Here is a 249-nt window from a genome sequence, read left to right as displayed (position 1 = left end):
GCGGTGTCCACCGAGAGCTACACTCGTACCCTACGCGACGACATTCCCATCTACGTTGAACGCCAACGACGTGCCGTGGCAGCTGCCCTGCGGGGGGGCGAACTTCTTCGAGTTCGGTGGCGACGTGCGCGACGAGATCCATATCGACAACGACGGCGACGGTCGTCCGGATGTCACCTACCGGTTCGAAGTCACCACCGAGATCACCAATCCGAACAGTGTCCTCTACAACACCGTCCCGATCGACTC

Annotated in this window: 1 protein-coding gene; it reads left to right on the top strand. The window is 61.0% G+C overall.

Translation table 11 applies throughout. The features are described 5' to 3' along the window. Positions 1-55: 55 nt before the first annotated feature. Positions 56-249 (top strand): DUF4331 family protein (locus C7C45_RS33145; RefSeq protein ID WP_244200700.1); only part of this gene is annotated, 194 nt, incomplete at its 3' end.

The organism is Micromonospora arborensis, assembly GCF_003205615.1.
In the GTDB taxonomy this organism is placed as follows: domain Bacteria; phylum Actinomycetota; class Actinomycetes; order Mycobacteriales; family Micromonosporaceae; genus Micromonospora; species Micromonospora arborensis.
The sequence above is the reverse complement of the archived record's forward strand: the minus strand, read 5'-3'. Positions and strand labels throughout refer to the sequence as shown.